General features: G+C 38.8%; 14 protein-coding genes. 8 read left to right on the top strand and 6 right to left on the bottom strand.

The window, feature by feature from the left end:
- Positions 1–4 precede the first annotated feature (4 nt).
- The gene (locus WBW42_RS14320) at positions 5–499 is read right to left on the bottom strand and encodes a CinA family protein (RefSeq protein WP_032056743.1); all 495 of its coding nucleotides are present in this window, start codon (positions 497–499) and stop codon (positions 5–7) included.
- Between the two features lie 268 nt (positions 500–767).
- Between WBW42_RS14320 and WBW42_RS14315 the strand changes: the two genes are divergently transcribed.
- Positions 768–1,184, top strand: coding sequence for a hypothetical protein (locus tag WBW42_RS14315; RefSeq protein WP_032056742.1), 417 nt, complete (start codon positions 768–770; stop codon positions 1,182–1,184).
- A gap of 18 nt (positions 1,185–1,202) precedes the next feature.
- Here the strand turns inward: WBW42_RS14315 and rlmKL are convergent, their stop codons facing one another.
- Complete coding sequence (gene rlmKL / locus WBW42_RS14310) at positions 1,203–3,413, bottom strand: bifunctional 23S rRNA (guanine(2069)-N(7))-methyltransferase RlmK/23S rRNA (guanine(2445)-N(2))-methyltransferase RlmL (protein ID WP_032056741.1); 2,211 nt, start codon at positions 3,411–3,413, stop codon at positions 1,203–1,205.
- A gap of 239 nt (positions 3,414–3,652) precedes the next feature.
- Between rlmKL and WBW42_RS14305 the strand changes: the two genes are divergently transcribed.
- The 5 genes from WBW42_RS14305 (at position 3,653) to WBW42_RS14285 (ending at position 8,903) form a co-directional block, all read left to right on the top strand.
- Complete coding sequence (locus WBW42_RS14305; protein WP_032056740.1) at positions 3,653–4,000, top strand: hypothetical protein; 348 nt, start codon at positions 3,653–3,655, stop codon at positions 3,998–4,000.
- A gap of 124 nt (positions 4,001–4,124) precedes the next feature.
- On the top strand, positions 4,125–5,141 hold the full coding sequence (locus WBW42_RS14300; RefSeq protein WP_002121555.1) for an aspartate carbamoyltransferase catalytic subunit: 1,017 nt from the start codon (positions 4,125–4,127) through the stop codon (positions 5,139–5,141).
- A gap of 12 nt (positions 5,142–5,153) precedes the next feature.
- Positions 5,154–6,389, top strand: coding sequence for a dihydroorotase (locus tag WBW42_RS14295; RefSeq protein WP_032056739.1), 1,236 nt, complete (start codon positions 5,154–5,156; stop codon positions 6,387–6,389).
- A gap of 213 nt (positions 6,390–6,602) precedes the next feature.
- The gene (locus WBW42_RS14290; RefSeq protein WP_032056738.1) at positions 6,603–8,030 is read left to right on the top strand and encodes an OmpA family protein; all 1,428 of its coding nucleotides are present in this window, start codon (positions 6,603–6,605) and stop codon (positions 8,028–8,030) included.
- A 93-nt stretch (positions 8,031–8,123) separates the two neighbouring features.
- Positions 8,124–8,903: a Rossmann-like and DUF2520 domain-containing protein gene (locus tag WBW42_RS14285; protein ID WP_032056737.1), complete on the top strand. Its 780-nt coding sequence runs from the start codon at positions 8,124–8,126 to the stop codon at positions 8,901–8,903.
- A 13-nt stretch (positions 8,904–8,916) separates the two neighbouring features.
- Here WBW42_RS14285 and WBW42_RS14280 read toward each other — a convergent pair whose 3' ends face one another.
- Both WBW42_RS14280 and trmB read right to left on the bottom strand, forming a co-directional pair.
- Positions 8,917–9,543 (bottom strand): glutathione S-transferase family protein, encoded by a 627-nt coding sequence (locus WBW42_RS14280; RefSeq protein ID WP_032056736.1) that lies wholly within the window; start codon positions 9,541–9,543, stop codon positions 8,917–8,919.
- Between the two features lie 172 nt (positions 9,544–9,715).
- Entirely contained in the window at positions 9,716–10,432 is a 717-nt protein-coding gene (trmB, locus tag WBW42_RS14275) for a tRNA (guanosine(46)-N7)-methyltransferase TrmB (RefSeq protein WP_032056735.1), read from the bottom strand.
- A 145-nt stretch (positions 10,433–10,577) separates the two neighbouring features.
- Here trmB and WBW42_RS14270 point away from each other — a divergent pair, with 145 nt between their 5' ends.
- Together WBW42_RS14270 and WBW42_RS14265 are read left to right on the top strand one after the other, a co-directional pair.
- Complete coding sequence (locus WBW42_RS14270; RefSeq protein WP_032056734.1) at positions 10,578–13,016, top strand: ExeM/NucH family extracellular endonuclease; 2,439 nt, start codon at positions 10,578–10,580, stop codon at positions 13,014–13,016.
- A gap of 207 nt (positions 13,017–13,223) precedes the next feature.
- Positions 13,224–13,835 (top strand): glutathione binding-like protein, encoded by a 612-nt coding sequence (locus WBW42_RS14265; RefSeq protein ID WP_032056733.1) that lies wholly within the window; start codon positions 13,224–13,226, stop codon positions 13,833–13,835.
- Positions 13,836–13,895: 60 nt separating this feature from the next.
- On the opposite strand, the gene WBW42_RS14260 is transcribed toward WBW42_RS14265, so the two are convergent.
- Positions 13,896–14,240, bottom strand: coding sequence for a hypothetical protein (locus WBW42_RS14260; RefSeq protein WP_002121546.1), 345 nt, complete (start codon positions 14,238–14,240; stop codon positions 13,896–13,898).
- Between the two features lie 172 nt (positions 14,241–14,412).
- A partial coding sequence (locus WBW42_RS14255) for an FAD-dependent oxidoreductase (protein WP_336735282.1) occupies positions 14,413–14,872 on the bottom strand: 460 nt, incomplete at its 5' end.

Below are 14,872 nucleotides of genomic sequence, written 5' to 3'. Positions count from 1 at the left end.
TTTTTTATGTTGAATCAGTTTTTATGGTTGATGTGAGTAAAGCAATTATGGCATCTGAAACTTTCTGAGTTAATGTCTTTAACTTTTGTTCTGAGTGACCAGATAAAAAATAACGATAATGATAAATATGCTGTTGGTAAGAAATGCAAATAAAAAAGGTGCCCACAGGTTTTTCTGGGGTTTCACTTCCGCCAGATTTTAATAGCCCAGTACAACTGACAATAATATCAGCTTGTTGAAATAAGCTTTGACCCAGCCTACACATTTCCTCTGTGACTTGCGGTGACTCTGCTGTGTAAGTCTTTATTAACTTTGGATCGATATTTAAAATACTAATTTTAATGCTTGGGTCGTAGCTAACTAAGCCACCTAGTAAAATATCTGCACCACTATTTTTGTGAATAGAAAACTGACTTGTTAAATAACCCGAACTCGCACTCTCAATAAAAGCAACTTTGAGCTGGCGATCTTCTAATAGTTGGCAGCACTGCTGAAGCATTATTTCACCTCGAATGGTGTTTATTTATAAATAAAATCAATTTACAGATAAATTATAAAATTACAGTAAGTGATTTAGCAGTGTCGTACAAGTCTGAGATAAAAATCTATAAAACAACTTGAATATTCACTAAATGCTTGTGTAATAGTTCAGGTTTTAAAATGATCAATGTTAATTGTCGGGAAGTCTATTTATAACATTGCGACATGTTTAAAAAATTGTTAATTTTGTTCGATATAACGAACAATAACAATTTAGGATAAATGCAATGAACAATAAACAAGGACCTGCGCTGTGTATTTTAGGTTTTATTTCGCTAATACCCATCAATGTATGGGCTGCACAGCCTCTAAGTGAAGGGGCCTTAGCAACACAAACAGGGGCAGTAAATGCAGCTTTACCTGTGATTATTGCGAAAGCTCAAGACGATGCTAAGAAACCAATGATAGAACAACAACAAGCACGTCAGGTGTTAGGGGATAATTATTTACAACAAGTTCGATGGGATGCACTTAGAACAAGTGTACTTTCACCTTATCAAGAACAAAAACAAAACCATGTTATCGATAGTAAGGAAAAGAAGAAACTAGAAATGATGGCATTACCGGAAAGAGCAGACCGATTTACCAAATATGATTTTGAATCAAGAAATGTTCATGGCGAGGTTATTATTACCGTGAAGTAATAATAACCTCTAATCTTATTAATATTGATCTAGACCAGGATGCTGAATTTTCCATGCACGGTGGATTTTCTGATTACGTTTAAAATCAGGGCCAATGGTTTCAGAAGTGATTTCTTCAACCTGAAAAATAGCTTCGATCTCTTCATCCATTTCAAAACCACGATAGTTGTTTGAGAAATAGAGCGTTCCTTCACTATTTAAACGGTTCATTGCACGTTTAATGAGTGAAACATGGTCACGTTGGACGTCGAAAGTACCATAGAACTTTTTAGAGTTTGAGAATGTCGGTGGATCGATAAAAATAAGGTCATATTGTTCGTGACCTTCTTTTAACCACTCAAAACAGTCACTCGCAAAGAACATGTGCTGTTCATCTGCGTGATCTACAGTCAGGCCATTTAAAACGAAGTTTTCTTTTGACCAGCTTAAGTAGGTATTAGATAAGTCTACACTTGTCGTGCTTGCAGCACCGCCTAAAGCCGCATGTAAGCTTGCTGTAGAGGTGTAGCTATATAAGTTCAAGAAGTGCTTACCACGAGCTTCTTGAGCAATACGTAAACGCATTTGACGGTGGTCGAGGAATAAACCTGTATCTAGGTAATCTGTCAGGTTAACTAAAATTTTAGCTTTACCTTCCTGAACGATAAAACGTTTTGAAGCTGTGCTTTGTTTTGTATATTGATTTGTACCAGTTTGGCGCGCACGTGTCTTAATGAAGATAGCATCGCGGTTTAAACCAGTAACAGCACGAATTGCAGCGAGTGCTAAATTAAAACGTTTTTTTGCTTTTTCAGGATCGATTGTTTTTGGTGGTGCATATTCCTGAACGTGTAAGCGATCGCCGTATAAGTCAACAGCGACGTTAAAGTCAGGTAAGTCTGCATCATACAAACGTAAGCAATAAACATTTTCTTTCGTTGCCCATTTTTTCAAGGCAGTCATATTTTTTTGCAAACGGTTGGCAAAATCTTGAGCTTCTTCCATTTCAATAGGTTGAACTTGCCAAGTTGCTAAGAATGGCTGAGTTACTTTTTCAGGCTTAATTGAACCAAAGCGAATGTAAATCGGTAACTTACCATTCATTAAACGTAAGGTTTCAGGCGCTTCAAATGCTAAAACATCGGCTTGTTCAATTTGAGCTGCAATAATTGCTGCATATTGATTTGGGAAATGTTTTTGTAGAAGTGCAGATAAACCTAAGTAAAGAGAGCGGTTAGATGCTTTATCACCTAAACGTTCACCATATGGAGGGTTAGTCACAATAAATGCAGTTTTGCCTTCAGCTGAAAAATCAGGCCAGTCCGCTAAAGTACGTTCTTCAATCTGAATTTGACCTAATACTTTTTCAAAGCCTGCCGCAATAATATTTTCACGAGTAGCTTTGACAGCTTCCCAGTCTGCATCGTAGGCATAAAATTTAGGTAAAGGTAATTCAAGCGCCTTTTCGTGACGTTCTGCTGCTTCAGCTTTAAGTGAAAGCCAAAGTTCACGGTCATGACCATGCCAACCATTAAAACCAAAACGGCGAACAAGGCCTGGTGCACGGTCAGTTAAAATCATTAATGCTTCAATAATAAATGTACCTGAACCACACATCGGGTCGAGCACAATTTCTGGGTTGCGCTGTTGAAGCTGAGCTTTTTGTAAGATTGCCGCAGCAAGGTTTTCTTTAATTGGCGCATCCGTCATATAACGACGGTAACCACGTTTATGTAATGAATCACCTGATAAATCTAGGCAATATGTATGCTCAGTTTTACCTGCTAAAACATATAACGTAATTTCTGGTTGTTTAGTATCAATGCTCGGACGACGACCTACAGCTTCCATAAAGGAATCTACAACACCATCTTTTGCTCTAAGCGTTGCAAATTGAGTGTTAACCTTAATTTCACGTTCTGCATGTAAGCGAATAGCGAAGGTACTTTGTGGTGCAAAAATAAGTGACCAGTCAAAACTAATCGCACCTTCATAAAGCTCTTCTGCTACATCACGCGCATCATGTGTATGTTCGAGTTCATAAGTATGAATAGGCAATAAAACACGAGAAGCAAGACGCGACCACATACAGATGCGATAAGCATGTTCAAGCGTTCCTTCAATGATTAAACGTCCTGCTTTACGTTCTGTCACTTTGGTGCCAAGCTGTTCTATTTCTTCTTGTAAGAGGGCTTCTAAACCATCAGCACAAGTAATCCAATAGTGGTTTAAACGTAAAGAGGTATTCATAAACTCGATTGACCAAAACATATAAATATTAACGATGCAAAGTTTAACTTATTTTGATGTGTAAAGGTTTTTAAATTATTGCAACCTATCATAATCCAACCAATAAACTGATTTTTAAAGATTAAAACAATTAAAGTGGTATGTATTTTGCTAACTCAGTCCTATCAATGGTTATTTAATTAACAAACATAGCCAGTTTTTAACCATTTTATTATTTTAAATTGATGGGGTAATTATAAATGAAAGACATGATGGGGAATGGTTTTATTGCTAATGCGGATGCTTTCTCAGTAGCGACACAAATATATGTACGCATGCGTAGGGTGACGGGGCGGGTAATAGATGCAATGTACGTTGTCCAAAATAAAGATTATGCAAAATATGTCATTGCGCTGGCACTAGAATCAGAGGATGACGAATTAAAACGAAGTGTTGAGCGATTGAAATCGTTGGTTGATACAATACCAGAGGAGCCTTCTCAAAAAGAAAAAATCGCTGTTGTTAAAGTCGATGAAGAGTCGGAAATTACCGCTGAGGATATTTATCGGGCACAAGTTCCGCACCATTACATTGGTGCATTAAGGTAATTGCCAATAAGGTTCTAAATTTTCTGGTCAATTTAGGGCCTTATTCTGTAAAGTTCTTCTGCGAAAAGAGCGGAATTCAGCTACACTATGCACGTTTTCGCGATTCGACCCATAGGAATCCATTATGCATATTGCAGCGTTGCATCAACCGAGCCAGGTTCAGCTCAATCAAGACGGAAATTTAAAACATTTTTTAACGATTGAGGGACTTTCAAAAGAAAACCTCACCAAGATTTTAGATACCGCACAAAGCTTTTTAGACGATAATAATAATTTAATTAACCGTCCGCTCTTAGAGGGATTGACGGTTATGAATCTCTTCTTTGAAAACTCCACACGTACCCGTACTACTTTTGAAGCAGCAGCAAAACGTTTGTCTGCCAATGTACTGAACATTGATATTGCTCGTTCAAGTACTTCAAAAGGTGAAACTCTGCGCGATACGCTCTGGAACCTTGAAGCAATGGCAGCGGATATCTTTGTTGTTCGCCATTCATCTTCGGGTGCTGCACATTTCATTGCTAAAGATGTATGTCCAAAGGTCGCGATTATTAATGCAGGGGATGGACGTCATGCTCATCCGACGCAAGCGATGCTTGATATGCTGACTATTCGCCGTGAAACTAAAAAACCATTTGAAGATTTAAGCGTTGCTATTATCGGGGACATTAAACACTCTCGTGTAGCACGTTCGGATGTAGCTGCATTACAAACTCTAGGTTGTAAAGATATTCGTGTGATTGCACCGAATACATTATTGCCAGTGGGCTTTTCGGAATATGGCGAGCACGTTCGCTTGTTTAACAAGATGGATGAAGGCATTACCGATTGTGATGTGATTATTGCCTTACGTATTCAAAACGAACGTATTGACTCTCCAGCGTTATCTTCACAGTCTGAATTCTACAGAATGTATGGTTTAAACAAAGAACGTCTTGGTTTAGCTAAACCAGATTGCATTGTGATGCATCCGGGACCAATGAACCGTGGTGTAGAAATTGATTCAAGTGTTGCTGATGGAGATCAGTCGGTTATTTTGAAACAAGTAACCAATGGTATTGCAGTTCGTATGGCCGTATTGGCGTTATCAATGCAAGGCCAACTCCAAGAGCAAGGTTTAATTGAAGCGATTACGTTGTAAGGAATGGATCACATGAGTATTGTAAAAATTGAAAATGTACGTGTGTTAGACCCAATCCAAAAAACAGACAGCGTACAAACTGTATATATTGAAAATGGAAAGTTGGTTGCTCCTGTAGAGCAAGTGGAGCAAACCATTGACGGCCAAGGTAAATGGTTAATGCCAACCATGGTTGATTTATGCGCGCGTTTGCGTGAACCGGGTCAACAGCAACATGGGACATTGAAATCGGAAGGTAAGGCAGCACGTGCCAATGGTATTTTGCATGTTATTACACCACCTGATTCAAAGCCGATTGTACAAGACAACGGTGCTCTCATTCATGGCTTGATTGAAAAGGCATGGCATGATGGGGGCATTCACATGCATATCATTGGTGCTCAAACCCAAGGTTTAAATGGTAAACAACCTGCAAATATGGCGGGCCTGAAAAAAGGCGGTTGTACTGCTGTTTCTAATGCAAATGCTGCTTTTGAAAATGACGATGTAGTTATTCGTACCTTGGAATATGCAGCGGGTCTTGGTTTAACGGTTGTGTTTTATGCTGAAGAACCACAGATTGCTAAAGACGGATGTGCACACGAAGGCTTTATTGCATCACGTCAAGGTTTACCAATGATTCCTGCAATTGCAGAAACCGTAGCGATTGCAAAATATCTGCTTATGATTGAAGCGACTGGCGTAAAAGCTCACTTTGGTTTGTTATCTTGCGGTGCATCGGTTGAATTAATCCGCGCAGCAAAAGCAAAAGGTTTACCTGTGACTGCCGATGTAGCAATGCATCAATTGCATTTAACTGAACACTTAACTGATGGTTTCAATTCACTTGCGCATGTTCGTCCACCATTGCGTTCTGAGCAAGATAAAGAACTTTTACGTCAAGGTTTAAAAGAAGGCGTGATTGATGCAATTTGTACGCATCATGAGCCTTTAAGCAGTTCAGCAAAAATGGCACCATTTGCTGAAACTCAACCGGGCATTACTGCTTTTGATACTTATGTATCTTTAGGCATTCAGCTCATTAATGAAGGTTTATTTGAACCTTTAGAGTGGGTTGAAAAAGTGACTAGCGTACCTGCGCAGGTTGCCAATATGACTACGCGTTGGGAAGATGAAGCAGGATGGGTATTAGTAGATCCTGAATTAAACTGGACAGTAAGCAAAGACACAATTTTATCACAAGGGAAAAATACTCCATTGCTGGGTCAAAACCTTAGCGGTAAAGTACTTCAAACTTTTGCTAACTGATAAAACGGTTATTTAAAGTAAATTTAAAATATAAACAGGTAGATCAATAAGATCTGCCTGTTTTGTAAATACTAGATGGAAATTTGTATATAAATTATTTAAAAAACAACAAAAGATTGAGCGCACATTAGAATAAAAAACTATCAGCAAAGAGAAGTATTTGAATAATCAAAAGTTGCTGGTTACGACGTATAAAATTCGGGAGAATAACCAATGTCGATAAACCCTATAGAACTGCTTAAAGAAAAAGTATCATCAACAATATTAGATAATCAGGATGGATACCTAGGCGAAAAATCGAATGCTTTATCTAAGTTTTATCCAATTTTGCTTTCACTATTAGCTGCTAAACCTGATCTTATTGGACAATTAAAAAACAGTTTGGCTCCCTCATTATCAGACCTTTTTTCTCATAATGACCAAATCAAGAATACTGTACTTACTCACTTAAGCGGTACGGCACCAAATAATGAAATAGAAAGTACACTCAACAGTGCAATTAAACCTAGTCTTAATGCAATTTCGGACGTTGCCGGAAATGATCAACAGAGTATTGTAAATTATTTACGTCAGCATGCAGATACTATTCGTTCGCATTTACCGGGATGGGCAGTAGGTCTATTAGCTCCTTTAGGACTTGGTGCAGGTTTATCTTCAGTTCCACATGCAACTTCAGCAGCCCCACCATTAGCTGCAGCCAGTGAAAAAACAGGCAAATCTCGTGGGTTCCTCCCTATTATTGCCTTAATTATTTTGGGTCTTATCATTGCTTGGTTATGGCGTTCTTGCCAGCATAAAGAAGCTGTGCCAGCACCTGAACCAACAGCTGCCAGTGGTGTTGAGGCTACTACCGCAGCTGCACCTGCGAGTTTAACCTTAAGCACAGATGATAAAGGTGCTGTTAGCCAGTGTCAGGCAGGTATTGGCGATCAAGGATTCTTAGCAACACTACAAACTCAAGTTAAGCAGGTTTTCTCATCAACTCAAGACTGTAACGTTGATACCAGTCAAACTTATGCGGCTGGATTTACAGATAAAGATGCACTTGCTGGCGTGCTTGGTGCCTTAAAAGGTGTGCCAAATGCATCTTTAGAATGGATAGGTGACAAAATTACTTTGAAAGCAGGTGATGCAGCAGCGTTAGCAGCATTAACCGCAAAAGTAAAAGCTCTTGTTCCTCACACTGAAGTTGTTTCTACTGCACCAGAAACAGCTGAGCAATCTGTAAGCAATAGCTTAACTGCTTCGCAAACTGCTTTAGGCTCAATTGATCCGAATAATGTCGATGTAAATGCATTAGTAAAAGCACTTAACTTGCAAATCATTAACTTTGCGAGTGGCTCAAGCGATATTCCAGCAGACAACAAAGCTATTCTTGATCAAGCTGCAACACTTTTAAATAAAGTCAGTGGTGTGAAATTAAATGTGGGTGGTCATACCGACTCAACAGGCAACGCTGCGGCAAATAAAGCTTTATCACAACGCCGTGCTCAAGCAGTAGTCGACTATTTAACATCTAAAGGTGTAGACGGGTCTAAATTAGTTGCACAAGGTCATGGCTCTGATCAGCCTGTTGCAGAGAATACAACAGAAGAAGGACGTTTTAAAAACCGTCGTATTGAGTTTTCAGTAGCTCAATAATATTCTGATTTATGAAAAATTAGATATTTTAATTTGAAAAAAGCTTCTCATTTTGAGAAGCTTTTTTGTTGAAACAAATAGTGTTGGATTAATATGAGAATCAGTTTGGTTGGAAGTGGGCGAGTTGCCTTTCATTTAGCAAAGGTACTGTTGGCTCAAGGTCATCACATCGTACAAGTGTATGCGCGTGATTTTGAGAAAACCCAAAAGTTTGCAGAGCAGTTTCAGGCAAAAGCATGTCAGTCACTTCAACAATTCCAATCAACTGATCTTATCATTTTAGCGGTTTCAGACAGTGCAATTGCAGATATTGTAAAACAAGTTCATGAATTCTTTCCTGATACACTTATTGTCCATACTTCGGGTAGTACTGATATTGAAGTCATCAGTCAGGTACATGAAAAAGCAGGGGTATTTTATCCATTACAGACATTTAGCTTTGAAAGAGACGTCAATTGGCAAGCCACACCATTATTTGTTGAAGCGGTAACAGATGCCGATCAAAAACTACTTTTAAATTTAGCAAATAGCCTAAGCAGTCGAGTATATCAATATACCTCAAAACAACGTTTAACTTTGCATTTAGCGGCTGTATTCGCTTGTAACTTTAGTAACTATTGTTTTGATATGGCAAAGCAGGTAGTAGATAAAGAGCAGGTCGACTTTAGCTTGCTCTATCCTTTAATTATAGAAACAGCAAAAAAAGCGACTGAAAATGATCCTAAGCAAATGCAAACTGGGCCTGCTGTAAGAGGAGATCAGAATATCTTGGCAATGCATCAAGACTTATTGGCTCAAGCAGAGCGGGATGATTTAAAACAGGTCTATCAACTTTTAAGTGATGGCATCGTGAAGCGCCATCACTCGGACTAAAGCTTGCTCAAAATTAAGGTTCGCCGTTATTGCCCCATTTTAAGAAACCCGCACGTTGATTTAAACGTTCAAAATATTGGTCGACATGCTTAAGCGTTGGATGGTCAAAAGGAGTGGCCTTCCAGCGTTGTACAGACAGACCAATTGGAATATCGGCCAAGCTAAATTGTGAACCAGCAACATAGGCCTGAGTTTTTTCAAGTTGTTGATCGAGAATCTGTATATGATGATTCCAGTCATCAATACCTTGTTTTAATAAGTTTGGATCTTGATGATCTGGAGAATGTCTCAAGAGAGACATAATTGTATAAGTCCAGCTGTTATTCAGTTCGATGGCTTGCCAATCAATCCACTGATCAACAAAGAATCTTTCTTTCGCTTGAGTAGGGTAAAGCTGATGTTCTTTATCGTAAGCATTTGCCAAATAACGGATAATACTGTTGGACTGCCAAAGGACTAAATCGCCATCTAAAACAACAGGAATTTGCCCATTTGGGTTTAATTGTAAATATTCAGGTGATTGAGCGGAGCGAAAGCCTCGTCCCCAATCTTCTCTTTCATATTCAAGATTTAGTTCTTCGCACAACCATAAGACTTTGCGTACATTAATGGAGTTATCGCGCCCTAAAATTTTTAACATGTGGTGTCCTTAGTATTTTTAGTGTGGCAAGTACCAGTTTCTATAAATAGCTAGATTCGCTTAGATTGGCAATTATTAATTAGAAAGAAGAAATACTATAGATCAGATATATTTAATTTCTTTTTATATAAAAAAGAAAAGGCCTAGTTTATTACTAAGCCTTTTTTATTATTTACTTAATCTTTTTAAAGATAAAGTCATTAATTTTATGGCCTGACTCAATACCACGGCGTTCAAACTTAGTCACTGGGCGCCATTCTGGACGTGGGTAACTGTTGCCTTTACCTGCCAAGTTTTCAAGGTCTGGACGGTTGTCTAAAATATCAAGCATCCATTCAGCATACGGTTCCCAGTCTGTTGCTGCATGGAATGTACCACCAAGCTCAAGTTTCTGTTCAACCAATTGCATACGCTCATGAATAACAAAACGGCGTTTGAAATGACGTTTCTTTTGCCAAGGGTCTGGGAAGTAAAGTTGTACGCAGTTAATGCTATTGTCTGGCATTTCACGTAAAACCTGAATCGCGTCTGCATCAAGTACACGTAAGTTTTTAAGTTCTGCCATACCTGCTTCATAAAGACACTGAGCAATACCAGGTACGTGGACTTCAATACCCACATAGTTGCGTTCAGGATTGGCTTTTGCCATAAGCACTAATGAACGACCCATACCAAAACCGATTTCAACAGTTAAAGGACGTTCTGGATGTTCGAAGTGTTGACGTAAGTCACCAACAGGATATCCCAAAATTAAATCGCGATGTTGTTCTAATGCCGTGCGTTGAGACGTATTAAGGGGTGCTGAACGACGCATAAACGTCACAATTTCACGGTGTTCAGGCAAATTGTCTAAGTCTGCAATTTGCGTTTCTAACTGATCGATCGACATAACCTTGGCAATATTGAAATTCAAATGCGGTATTTTAAGTCTTCATCTGGTCAAGTCAAATGTTTCGGTGTTTTTCTTCATGTAGATGTCATGTTCAATATTTAATCTAAGAATCTATATAAATTTCAAATGAACATATTTACTCATGAAAACTTTTCAATTACGCACACTTTCAGTGCTATTAGGGGCACTGGGTGCTTTTACATATAGTCCTTGGGCACAAGCACAACTCATGTTTAGTCAATATGTTGACGGCAGTAGTAACCGCAAAGGTTTGGAAATTTATAATCCAGATGGCGCTTCAGTTAACTTAGCCGACTATGAGATTCAACAATTTAATAATGGTGGTACAGCAAAAACAGCGGCTTTCCGTTTACAAGGGTCATTAACCAGTAAGCAGAAGTTTTTAGTAGGTCGTTCTGAGTTACAGGCTGAACTTGGTAGTAAAGTAAATCAGGTCGCTGCATTATCTTTTAACGGTGATGATGCCGTTGTACTTGTTTATAAAGGCACACCTGTAGACCGTTTTGGGCGTATTGGTGAGCGACCAGAAGCAGGATGGGGAACAGCCGTTTCAAGCTTGGGAAATAGTTTTAAGCGTATTGAAACTGAGAACCCAGCTTTAAGTATTGATGCAACTGCAGCATTTGATTTGGACCGTTCATGGTCAGCTTGGACAAATCGAAATGACTTTTCAAATTTATCGGGTTCTACAACACAGCCACCTGTTGAAACGGTGAGTTGTTCAAGCTCGGATACACCAATTGCTGATTTAGCAACCGCAGCACAAAACCAGAGCTATACCGTACGTGGGGTAATTACTGCCGACTATCGCTATGCCAATGGTTTCTCTGGTTTTTATGTTCAAACACCTGACACCAAAGCACGTGCGAATGTCAGTAATGCTATTTTTGTTTATGTTCCAAATAGCAGCGTTGTAAAAGGTGGTCAAGTTGGCGATGAAGTTATTTTGCGTGGTCGTTTAACGACTTATCAAAATCAGCTACAGATCGATCAATTACAACAAGATATTCAAACTTGTAATAGCAATATGGTAAATCAGGTTCAGCCGATTAGCCTCGAACTTCCGTTTACTAGTTTAACAGGTGGTTCAACCCATTCTCCGCAGCGTTATCAAGGTATGTTGGTTAAATTACCTCAGACTTTAACGGTAAGTGAAAACTATAACTATGGTCGCTATGGTGAATTATCTCTAAGCTTAGGGCGTTTATATATTCCGACTAATTTATATCCGGCGTTATCTCCTGAAGCTAAAGCCCTTGCTCAGAAAAATTTATTGTCGAAAATTATTTTTGATGACGGCTATAACAATCAAAACCGTACTCCGTGGTTACCGACAAATTTTAGCGCTGCCAATACGCTACGTTCGGGTTATCAACTTAAAAATGCTGAAGGTATTTTAGAATACCGTTTTAATGGTTGGCGTGTGCAACCAGTGCTTGGACGCAATCAACCTGAAGTAATTACTCAAACAAACCCGCGTCAAAATGTCATTACCAAAAATGCTAATCACATTCGTGTAGCTTCATTTAACGTTTTGAACTATGACAATGGCGCAACGGGTTTCCCAACGGAGCGCGGTGCAACGACACAAGCTGAGTTTGATAAACAGCATCGTAAAATTGTGAGTGCATTAAAAGCGATTGATGCCGATGTTTATGGTTTAATGGAAATTGCGAACAATGGTTATGGGCCTAACAGTGCAATTGCTCATTTAACGAGTGCTTTAGGTAGCGATTGGAAATACGTCGTTCCTGGAAATCTAGACCGTTTAGGTGGTGATGCAATCGCAGTTGCTATTATTTATAACAGCAAGCGTGTTAAACCTTTAAATAAACCTGTCGTGCTTGATTTAGGCGACAAGAACCGAACAACATTGGCGCAAAGTTTCCAAGCCGTTCGTGGTAATAAAACCTTTACCGTTATTCCAAATCACTTGAAATCGAAAAGCTGTAGTGGGGTGGATGCTAGCTCTACTGATGCAGACCAAAAAGATGGTCAAGGTTGTTGGAACCCGACTCGCGTGAAAGCAGTAGATCAAATCGTGCAATGGTTAGCGAAAAATCCGACCCAAGTGCCTAAGCAAAATGCTTTACTTGTAGGGGATATGAACAGTTATGCAAAGGAAGAACCTATTTTGTCATTTGAAAAAGCAAACTACAAAGTTTTGCTGAATGACGCTAAGGTAGGACAGGGTGCAGAGGCATATAGCTATGTATTTGGTGTTGCGAGTGATGCCAATGGAAATGGTGGAGCGGGTAATTTAGACCATGCAATTGCTGATGCAGCTCTATATCCAAAAGTAGTGAGAACCTTTGCATGGCATATCAATGCAGATGAGCCAACCGTTTTAGACTACAACGAAGAATATAAAACGGATGAGCAAAAGGCCTTGTTCTATGCTGAAGATGCTTATCGCTCTTCGGATCATGATCCGGTAATTGTTGATCTGGATTTAAATGGTAAAGATTCAAGCCAGCCTGATGATGATAAGAAAAACGGTATTTTTGATTTCTTAACTGAATTAATGAATTGGATTAGCCAGCTTTTTAAACGTAATTAATAGAAAAATTGCGTGACGTAAATGTGTTTTATCATATTTTAAACAATCGTCACGCAAGACAACTTGCAAGGAATAAATTTTTCAAGAATATTAGATGGTGTAAGTATTTTATAAGTTTACGCTTTTTTACAATTAAAGAATTGTGCAAACCTTGCAGGTTTTCTAGAAGCAATTTAAAACGTTAATATGAGATAACAAGGATCAGATATGAAATTATATTATTCGCCAGGCGCATGTTCTTTAGCTGCACATATTATTTTAAATGAAATTAATGTTGATTTTGACTTAGAACGAGTAAATTTAAAAACACATAAAACAGAAAAAGGTGCAGATTATTACGAGATTAATCCAAAAGGATATGTACCAGCTTTAGAAATTAACCCTGGTTTAATGTTAACTGAGAACGTTGCGATTTTACCTTTCCTTGCTCAGCACGATCCTAAGCAGGATTTAATTCCTCCATCGGGTATGGGCCGTGCGAAAGTATTGGAATGGTTGGGTTATTTGAACTCTGAATTGCATGATGCTTATGCAGTTTTCTTTGGGGCACCTTTAACGAGCGATGAAAAAACCAAAGCTTATGCTGAAATCAACCGTCTTTTAAAATATATCGATAACTATTTGTCTGAATCTGATTACGATTATTTGGTAAATGATAATTTTGGTCCAGCAGATGCTTATCTATTTGTTTTAACAAATTGGTCAAACTCAATTGAGCACGACTTAACACCGTATAAGCACATTATTGCATTACGTAATAAAGTTGCAGAGCGTCAATCTGTACAAATTGCGATGCGTGACGAAGGCTTAATTTCATAAAAGATTTTAAGAGCCAAAAAAAGCCCCTAATCAATAGGGGCTTTTTTATACTAAAGACGATTAGTGTTGAGCGTCTTTTTTCACTTCAGCAGCGGTATTTTCAACAGCTTGAGCTGTATCAGCAGTCGCTTTACGTGCAGTCGCTTCTGTTTCAGCTGCAGCTTTAGCAGTCGCATCAGCAGCGTGATCGGTTGCAGCATCGATCTTCTCAGCAGCATTATCAGTTGCAGTTGCAATATCGTCAGCAGCTTTATCACCAGCAGATTTGATATCAGCACTTGCTTGTTGAGCAGCATTTTCTAAGTGTTCACCTGTAGTCGCGCCAGTTTCTGGAGCTTTATCTTTATTACAACCAACAAGGGCAACAGTCGCAGCAAGACCTAAAGCAACAAGTAATTTATTCATTGTGTTTTTCCTTCTAATTCATGGCATCCAAATATGGATGTCTAAAATATAAACATAAAGTAAATGATTAATAAAGATCGAAAATTGTTAAAAAGTTGTAACTCTAGTATTAAAAAAGCCTAGCATTTTGTAATGCTAGGCTTGAAATAAATAATAATAATTTTGACCGATTTTACTGCCCAGAACGGATGATGTAATCAAACGCAGAGAGTGATGCTTTAGCGCCTTCACCTGTAGCAATAATGATTTGCTTGTAAGGTACAGTGGTACAGTCACCGGCAGCAAATACACCTCGCACATTGGTTTCGTTGCGGTCATTCACAATGATCTCGCCACGGTTGGTTAATTCAACTTCACTGTCTTTCAAGAAGTCAGTGTTTGGCAATAAACCAATCTGTACAAAGATCCCTGCAAGCTCGACCACATGCTCTTCATCAGTCGCACGGTCTTTATATTTAAGACCAGTCACTTGTGAACCATCGCCTAACACTTCTGTACTTAAGGCATTCATAATCACCGTGGTGTTTGGCAAGCTATGCAATTTGTTTTGCAACACTTGGTCAGCACGAAGCTTGGTGTCAAACTCAACCAGAGTTACATGCTCAACAATCCCTGCAAGGTCAATTGCTGCC

Source organism: Acinetobacter sp. LT1, assembly GCF_059800965.1.
The sequence above is the reverse complement of the archived record's forward strand: the minus strand, read 5'-3'. Positions and strand labels throughout refer to the sequence as shown.

Bases quoted from the DNA above. Each gene is read 5' to 3' on its own strand.
- WBW42_RS14320 (WP_032056743.1), bottom strand. From the start codon at position 499: ATGCTTCAGCAGTGCTGCCAACTATTAGAAGATCGCCAGCTCAAAGTT.
- WBW42_RS14315 (WP_032056742.1), top strand. From the start codon at position 768: ATGAACAATAAACAAGGACCTGCGCTGTGTATTTTAGGTTTTATTTCG.
- rlmKL (WP_032056741.1), bottom strand. From the start codon at position 3,413: ATGAATACCTCTTTACGTTTAAACCACTATTGGATTACTTGTGCTGAT.
- WBW42_RS14305 (WP_032056740.1), top strand. From the start codon at position 3,653: ATGAAAGACATGATGGGGAATGGTTTTATTGCTAATGCGGATGCTTTC.
- WBW42_RS14300 (WP_002121555.1), top strand. From the start codon at position 4,125: ATGCATATTGCAGCGTTGCATCAACCGAGCCAGGTTCAGCTCAATCAA.
- WBW42_RS14295 (WP_032056739.1), top strand. From the start codon at position 5,154: ATGAGTATTGTAAAAATTGAAAATGTACGTGTGTTAGACCCAATCCAA.
- WBW42_RS14290 (WP_032056738.1), top strand. From the start codon at position 6,603: ATGTCGATAAACCCTATAGAACTGCTTAAAGAAAAAGTATCATCAACA.
- WBW42_RS14285 (WP_032056737.1), top strand. From the start codon at position 8,124: ATGAGAATCAGTTTGGTTGGAAGTGGGCGAGTTGCCTTTCATTTAGCA.
- WBW42_RS14280 (WP_032056736.1), bottom strand. From the start codon at position 9,543: ATGTTAAAAATTTTAGGGCGCGATAACTCCATTAATGTACGCAAAGTC.
- trmB (WP_032056735.1), bottom strand. From the start codon at position 10,432: ATGTCGATCGATCAGTTAGAAACGCAAATTGCAGACTTAGACAATTTG.
- WBW42_RS14270 (WP_032056734.1), top strand. From the start codon at position 10,578: ATGAAAACTTTTCAATTACGCACACTTTCAGTGCTATTAGGGGCACTG.
- WBW42_RS14265 (WP_032056733.1), top strand. From the start codon at position 13,224: ATGAAATTATATTATTCGCCAGGCGCATGTTCTTTAGCTGCACATATT.
- WBW42_RS14260 (WP_002121546.1), bottom strand. From the start codon at position 14,240: ATGAATAAATTACTTGTTGCTTTAGGTCTTGCTGCGACTGTTGCCCTT.